This window comes from Bacteroides gallinarum DSM 18171 = JCM 13658, assembly GCF_000374365.1.
GTDB lineage: Bacteria > Bacteroidota > Bacteroidia > Bacteroidales > Bacteroidaceae > Bacteroides > Bacteroides gallinarum.
Genome location: NZ_KB894119.1, coordinates 138,950 through 145,676, shown reverse-complemented (window position 1 = coordinate 145,676; position 6,727 = coordinate 138,950). Strand labels below are relative to the sequence as shown.

At 51.0% G+C, this 6,727-nt stretch carries 5 protein-coding genes; 1 reads left to right on the top strand and 4 read right to left on the bottom strand.

Annotated elements, in window-relative coordinates:
- Nucleotides 1–383: 383 nt before the first annotated feature.
- Together C233_RS0104875 and uxuA are read right to left on the bottom strand one after the other, a co-directional pair.
- A complete protein-coding gene (locus tag C233_RS0104875) occupies nt 384–1,199 on the bottom strand; it encodes an SDR family oxidoreductase (RefSeq protein ID WP_004289114.1) in 816 nt (271 codons plus the stop codon).
- Between the two features lie 171 nt (nt 1,200–1,370).
- Nucleotides 1,371–2,543, bottom strand: coding sequence for a mannonate dehydratase (gene uxuA / locus C233_RS0104870; protein ID WP_018666301.1), 1,173 nt, complete (start codon nt 2,541–2,543; stop codon nt 1,371–1,373).
- A gap of 222 nt (nt 2,544–2,765) precedes the next feature.
- Here uxuA and C233_RS0104865 point away from each other — a divergent pair, with 222 nt between their 5' ends.
- Nucleotides 2,766–3,635, top strand: coding sequence for an AraC family transcriptional regulator (locus C233_RS0104865; protein ID WP_018666300.1), 870 nt, complete (start codon nt 2,766–2,768; stop codon nt 3,633–3,635).
- Nucleotides 3,636–3,729: 94 nt separating this feature from the next.
- On the opposite strand, the gene C233_RS0104860 is transcribed toward C233_RS0104865, so the two are convergent.
- Entirely contained in the window at nt 3,730–5,169 is a 1,440-nt protein-coding gene (locus C233_RS0104860) for an NADH-quinone oxidoreductase subunit N (RefSeq protein WP_025068627.1), read from the bottom strand.
- 50 nt (nt 5,170–5,219) lie between these two features.
- Entirely contained in the window at nt 5,220–6,701 is a 1,482-nt protein-coding gene (locus C233_RS0104855; RefSeq protein ID WP_018666298.1) for a complex I subunit 4 family protein, read from the bottom strand.
- Nucleotides 6,702–6,727: the final 26 nt, after the last annotated feature.

The window sequence follows — 6,727 nt, the reverse complement described above, 5'->3', positions numbered from 1 at the left end:
CCCGTTTTGGCCTTCAAACCTTATTTGCGGGGGAATACCTAAAGATACAAAAAAGCCAGCTAATTCGCAATATTTTGTGTATGAATTAGTTGGCTGATTTTATATTATTTACTGAATGTCCCGAGAGTAATCCCCTTGTTTTAAGCTCATATTGTTATAGTATAAAGCTGAAACAAGGGGATTTTATTTTTGCGGCTATATTATGAATAAGAGGATATGCCAAGACTCACTACAAACTACACAGATTATTACAGACCGTTTATCTTGATAACCAATTATTTAATTTCAATCCGTACGAATCCGCATAATTTGTGGTGAAAAAGAGTCTTGACATATCTCCTCTTTTGCTTGTGCATTTTTCTAATGAGAAACTTCTTTAGCGGTTATACTCCGCTGAATGCGCTGAATCCTCCGTCGATAGGGAGCAGTGCGCCTGTTACGAAGCTGGCGGCATCGCTGCACAGGAATTGTACGGCGCCGTTCAGCTCGTTGATGTCGCCGAAACGTTTCATCGGGGTCTTGGCAAGTACTTTCTTGCTGCGGTCGGTCAGTGAGCCGTCCGGGTTGATAAGCACGGCACGGTTCTGGTCGCCGATGAAGAAACCGGGGGCAATGGCGTTGACGCGGATGCCGTCTCCGTATTTCAGTGCGAGTTCGCTCGCCAGCCATTGGGTGAAGTTGGCAACGGCTGTCTTGGCTGCCGAATAGCCCGGAACACGGGTGATAGCGCTGTAAGCTGCCATTGAAGATACATTGACGATGCATCCTTTGCCTTGTTTTGCCATGACTTTACTGAATACCAGGGACGGGTAAACGGTTCCGTTCATATTCAGGTTGGTAACTTTTTCCCAGCAGGAGATGTCCATGTCGTAGAAATGCTGGTCGGGAGCCAGGGTAGCACCCGGCATATTGCCTCCGGCAATGTTGAGCAGGATATCGATGCGTCCCCATTTGGCAACGATGTCGTCGGCGAGCTTTTCAAGGCTGGCGATATCCAGTACGTTGCCTACGATACCGATTACATCTTCACCGTAGGTTTTCAGTTCTTCCACACGTTTGTCCAGTTGTTCCTGGCGGATGTCTACTGCCACTACTTTGGCGCCTTGTTGCATAAAACACTTGGCAATGCTGCCACCCAGCACACCACCCGCACCGGTGATGACTGCCACTTTACCTGCAATACTGAATTGTTCGTTCATAATCTTCTTCTTTTTTATTTGGAGTTTTGTATAAAGTATAAGGTATAAAATTGGAGGCGTATAAAGTACGGAGCATAAGATATGAAGTATGAAATGCAGGGTATGAGGTATAAAGTATAGTGCTTATATTTTATGCTTCATGTTCCATACTTATCCTTTCTCGCTTTATACTCACCCTTTCATTTCGTCCTGTACTACTGCCATCATGCCTTCTACCTGTGCCAGTGCCAGCATACGGCCGTGGAACGAGTAGCCGGGATTGTATCCTTTGTCCTCATCGCCCAACATCATCCGCCCGTGGTCTACCCGCATGGGCAGGTTGGGGTTCTCTTTCTCGAAGATGCGGATTAGGTCGATAAGGTGTCCGCGTCCCGTGAGGTGGGAGCTTTCTATGAAGTTTCCGCCCGGCATGGCTGCGGTGCTGCGCAGGTGTACGAAATGAGTGCGCGATGCGAACTTCCGGGCGAGCTCGCGGGTGTCGTTGTGTTCTCCCGCACTGAGCGAGCCGGCACAGAAAGTAAGTCCGTTGTGAGGATTGTCTACTGCGTTCAGGAACCAGGCGATGTCTTCTTCGTTAGTAACGATGCGCGGCAATCCCAATACCTGGAAAGGAGGGTCGTCGGGATGTACGCACATATTCACTCCGTACTCCTCGCATACCGGCATAATGGCGGCGAGGAAGTACCGCATATTCTCGCGGAGTGTATCGCGGTCTATGCCTTTGTATAGTGCCAGCAGGTTCTTGAAGATGTTGACCGGGTTCTTGTCGCCTTCCTTGATATTGCCGTTTACGAATCCCTGCGTCTTTACGATAATCGTGTCGATAAGGTCGTCTTTCTCGGCTTCGGTGATAGTCTTGTCCAGCTCCTCCACTTTAGCCAGTTCTTCCGGGGTGTAGTCTTTTTCCGCCCCCTCGCGCCGGAGTATGCGCAGGTCGAAGTAGGCGAAGCGTACCCGGTCGAAGTAAAGCGATGATGTACCGTCTGCCCAAGGGTGTTGCAAGTCCGTACGTATCCAGTCGATAACGGGCATGAAGTTGTAGCACACGGTCTTTATGCCGCATTTGCCCAGGTTGGCGAGGCTTACCTTGTAGTTCTCTATCAGTTGTTCACGTTCCGCCCCTGCATATTTGATTGCCTCGCATACGGGGAGGCTCTCTACTACCGACCAGCGCAGGCCGTAGGACTCGATGTATTGTTTCAAGTCATTGATAGCCTCTTCTGTCCATATCTCGCCGTTGGGCACATCGTGCAGGGCGGTAACTATGCCTTCCACACCGATTTGCCGAAGCATGTCGAGCGTTATCTTGTCTTTTTTGCCGAACCATCTCCAAGTCTTTTCCATATTCCTTTCGTATTAATGATTTAAAATGATTATCCGGTGCAAATATAGGTACTAAAACAATGCGGATATGAGCGGATATTTGCAGGATATATGCGTATTTTTGCGCACATCCGTAGATTATTATCTTCCCTTTGCGTATCTTTGTATGTAGGATAGGGAAAACGGATTCTTCTTTCCGTGCCTTCCGGCGGTATCGATGTTGAACGGTAAACGGCTACTGTTATGAGACGGATAATAAACGAACAGCTCCAGATATCGGAGTCCAATCCGATAAAAGCGCGGTATTACGACTACGACCGCTTTACGTATCCCTGGCATTTCCACAGCCAGTACGAGATTATCTATGTGAAGAAAAGCTGCGGGCGGTGTTTTGTGGGCGATTCCATAGAGCGGTTCTCCGACGGGGATGCGATATTGTTCGGTCCTAACCTGCCCCATTATATGCGGAGCGATGATGTGTATCACTGCGACAATTCCCTGTTGAGGGTTCAGGGTACGATTATCCAGTTCGAGGAGAATTTCATGCAGTATTCTTTCGACCATTATCCGCAGTTTCACCAGATAAGACTGCTGCTGAAGGAGGCGGAGAGGGGAGTTGTCTTTCATACCGCCGGCAACAGCCCGGTAGGTGGCAGGATGTCTGTTTTTCCCGAGCTGAAGGGTTTCGGGCAACTGACGGGATTGCTGGAATTATTGCAGGAGTTGGCGGTCTTTACCCGGAGGAAGATGTTGGCAAGCCCCTGTTACTACGAGAAGTTCCCCACGGCGGGAAACAAGCGGATTGATAAAATCATTTCGTTCATCAACAGCAACTACACCCGTCCTCTCAGGCTGGACGAGATTGCCGAAATGGCGAATATGAACAGCAGTGCCTTTTGCCGTTTCTTTAAGGAGGTCACTGAAAAGACGTTCTTGCAATATGTAATGGATATGCGTATCGGCTATGCGTGTAAGCTGCTGACTATCGGTGATATGGAGATTTCGCAGATAGCTGTGGAGTGCGGGTTCGACTCCATTTCGCACTTCAACCGTACCTTCAAGCAACTAACGGGGCTGACGCCTACGCAGTATAGGAACCAGATAATGAAATGAATATCCCCTTCACCCTCTCTATCCCTGCCGGAAACGGAGGGATGAGGAGCGTGAAGGGGGGATGTAAGAAAAGTAGATTTCCGTAGGATAGCCGTTACATTCCGAACGACAGCTTGTCGATAGACTGGTATACTACACTGGCAATACTCAGTACCACGATGCCCAGCGTACAGATAACGAGGCTGGCACGTGTGTAATTATCGCTGCGGAAAGCGGCGATAGGCTCGTCGCTCTTGTTGATGTACATCGCCTTTACAATCTTCAGATAATAGTACAGCGATACGATTGTATTGATTAATGCAATGAATACCAGCAGGTGGAACCCGCTTTCGAAAGCTGCCGCGAAGATGAAGAATTTCGAGAAGAAACCGGCGAACGGCGGAATACCCGCCAGCGAGAACAGGGCGATTGTCATGAAGAATGCCAGCTTGGGGTTGGTGGTGTACAGCCCGTTATAGTCCTCCAGCGTGAACTTGCCGGCACGCAATGCCACAATCGTGATAACGCTGAATACGGCAAGGTTGGCAAACAGGTAAATCAGTACATAGTATACCAGCGACGTCATACCCAGCGATGTGCCGCTGATAACGCCCAACATGATGTAACCGGCCTGCGAGATACTGGAAAAGGCCATTAACCGTTTCAGGTTTTCCTGGCGCAGGGCAAAGAGGTTAGCCAGCGTGATAGAGGCGATAATGACCCAGTAAAGCACTTCCTGCCATTGTGCCGACATCGGTGCGAATACCTTATAGAGTATGGTCATGAGCACGAATGCCGCCGCGCCTTTGGAGATAACGCTCAGGTAGGCGGTTACGGTACTGGGGGCGCCTTCGTAAACATCGGCAGTCCACAGGTGGAAGGGAACCAGCGAAATCTTGAATCCCATACCCGAGAAGAAGAATACGAACGCCATAATCTGTAACGGGCTTCCGTCCAGGCGTGCCGGGATGTCGTCGAAGTAGAGCGTGCCTACCGTGCCGTATATCAGCGAGATGCCGTAGAGTAGCAGGCCGCTGGAAAAGAGCGCCGTAAGGATGTACTTGGCTCCCGCCTCGGCGGAGTGGTGGCGGTACTTGTCGAAAGCAACCAGGGCTGCCATAGGGATACTGGCGGTTTCCAGCCCGATGAAGAACATCAGGAAGTGTCCGGAAGAAATCATAAGGTACATGCCCAGCAGGGTGGAGAGTGTCAGTATGTAGAACTCGCCCTGCTTGATAGCCGTATCGGGGCGGCGCATCCACTCGTGCGCCATGAGGAATACGATAAGCGTACCTATGCTGAGAATGGACTTGACGATGCTCTGTACCGGCTGGTTGTGGTACATCCCGCCGAAGGCATCGGCTGCCGGACCGGGAACAATGGTTATAAGCGTATGGATAATGAGCAGGGCAACGGGCAGCATGGTGTTCAGCACCGGTTTGCCGTCATTCTTGTGCGCATCCGGACTCATGAAGAGGTCGGCTATGAACAGGATAACGATGACCGCTACCAGCGACAGCTCTTCTTTCATTAGGAGAAATTGGGAGTAATCCATTTGTCGAATTTAAGAATTAAATGTTATGAATTGAAAGTTTCCGGTTCTCGTCAGCCCAATAGGTTGGTTATCGGCAGTACGCTGTCTCCAATCATATTGCTTATCCACAGCGGGGCAAGACCCAGCCCGGCTACACAGGCAATCAGGATGATTACGGCGGTACGCTCGTCCCAAGTGGCATCGGTCAATGCCAGGTGGTGCTTGTCGGTACAGGTTCCGTAAAGTATCTTGCCTACGAGTCGCAGGATGTAAACCGCCGTAATCACGATACTCGTACATGCAATGACAGTCCATACGCGGTGGAAGGTATCGGGGTGCTGGAATGCGCCGTTGAAGATTGTCATTTCGGCAATGAAACCGCTAAGTCCCGGCAGGCCGAGGTTGGCAAGGCCGGCAATGACGTAGGATACCGCCAGGAAGGGCATAATCTTCATCAGTCCGTTCAGCTCGCGTACGTCGCGTGTGTGCGTCCGTCCGTAAATCATACCGATTAGGGCGAAGAACAGGGCGGTCATCAGTCCGTGGGAGAGCATCTGCAATACCGCACCGGTGCATGCCGTCCGGTTCATCATCAGGATAGCGAACAGCACCAGGCCGCAGTGCGATACGGAGGAATAGGCGTTGATGTATTTCAGGTCGGTCTGCACGCAGGCGGAGAAGGCTCCGTACACTACGGAGATACCAGTCAGTATGAGGAATATCCAGCCTAACTCCTGTGCGGCTTCGGGCATCAGGTACATGGCGATGCGGAAACATCCGTAGCCGCCTAACTTCATCAGCACGCCGGCATGCAGCATGGAAACGGCGGTGGGTGCGGATGCATGGCCGTCGGGACTCCATGTGTGGAACGGGAACAGGGCGCCCAGTACGCCGAAACCGAGGAAGGTAAGCGGGAACCAGATGCGCTGCTGCTCGATAGGGATGTTGTGCAATTGGGCTATCTCCAGCAGGTTCATGGTCGTACCGCCGCTACCGAAGTAGATACCCAGAATTCCGATTAACAGGAAGGCGGAACCGCCCATGAGCATCAGCGTCAGCTTCATGGCGGCATATTCTTTTCGTCCCGAGCCCCATACGCCGATAAGCAGGTACATCGGGATAAGGGCTACTTCGTAGAACATGAACATGGTGAACAGGTCGGTGGAGATGAAGAACCCGAATACGCCCATTGAGAGCAGGGTGAACCAAAGGAAATATTCTTTTGTCAGCGGTTGCAGGCGCCAGGAAGCGAATGTGCCGGTAAAGACGATTATCGCCGAAAGTAGCAGCATGGCTACCGAGATGCCGTCTACTCCCACGGAATAGTGGATGTTGAGGGCGGGATACCAGGCTACGTCGGCGCAGAACAGCATTTCATCCGTAGCGCCGCCATGACGGGCTTGCAGGTAGGCGACGGTCAGTCCGACGGCAGCGATAAGCAACGCCGAGGCGCCGGCCGTCATCACCGCACGTATCTGTGCTATGTTGCGGCTGAGCCAGAGACCCAGCAACATCAGCAAGGGGATGAGTACGAATATGGATAAGAAATTCATCTTTATATTGTGTATTAATTGTTATT

Bases quoted from the DNA above. Each gene is read 5' to 3' on its own strand.
- C233_RS0104875 (WP_004289114.1), bottom strand. From the start codon at position 1,199: ATGAACGAACAATTCAGTATTGCAGGTAAAGTGGCAGTCATCACCGGT.
- uxuA (WP_018666301.1), bottom strand. From the start codon at position 2,543: ATGGAAAAGACTTGGAGATGGTTCGGCAAAAAAGACAAGATAACGCTC.
- C233_RS0104865 (WP_018666300.1), top strand. From the start codon at position 2,766: ATGAGACGGATAATAAACGAACAGCTCCAGATATCGGAGTCCAATCCG.
- C233_RS0104860 (WP_025068627.1), bottom strand. From the start codon at position 5,169: ATGGATTACTCCCAATTTCTCCTAATGAAAGAAGAGCTGTCGCTGGTA.
- C233_RS0104855 (WP_018666298.1), bottom strand. From the start codon at position 6,701: ATGAATTTCTTATCCATATTCGTACTCATCCCCTTGCTGATGTTGCTG.